Annotated in this window: 1 protein-coding gene; it reads left to right on the top strand. The window is 36.8% G+C overall.

Translation table 11 applies throughout. The features are described from left to right. Positions 1-538 (top strand): transposase (locus IEV91_RS21530; RefSeq protein ID WP_188499469.1); only part of this gene is annotated, 538 nt, incomplete at both ends.

Genomic DNA, 538 nt, shown 5'->3' with positions numbered 1-538 from the left:
GAAAGCTGGTATTAAGAAAAGATTTGGATTTTCAGCTTTGTATTTGTTTCAACTTGTATTTTGTCTCATTTTTCATCACAAAAGTTGGTTCAGTCTTCTTCAATCAAAGAAAGGAGATCAGTATCCAGCTAAAGATTCTGTTTATCGTTTTATGAACCACTCAAAGTTTGCTTGGCGTCGTTTTTTAACCTTTTTTAGTGCGAGCACCATTCAGAAAGTTAGTATCCTTACGGATACAAAACGTCCAAAGGCATTAATAATTGATGATTCCATGTTTGACCGAAACCGAAGTAAAAAAGTGGAGCTTTTAACTCGCTGTATGGACCATTTCTCCCTAACTAAACGTTTTTACAAAGGGTTTAGAATGCTTACTTTGGGTTGGTCTGATGGTTATAGTTTTATGCCTGTAGATTTCACATTATTGAGTTCGAAGAACTCACAAATTAACGGAGTATCTAAAACCATCGACAAACGCAGCTCCGGATATAAACGTCGATTGGAAGCCTTAGAAACAGCTCCGTCAGTGATTCCTGGAATG

It is taken from the genome of Pullulanibacillus pueri (assembly GCF_014639255.1).
GTDB lineage: Bacteria > Bacillota > Bacilli > Bacillales > Sporolactobacillaceae > Pullulanibacillus > Pullulanibacillus pueri.
The sequence above is the reverse complement of the archived record's forward strand: the minus strand, read 5'-3'. Positions and strand labels throughout refer to the sequence as shown.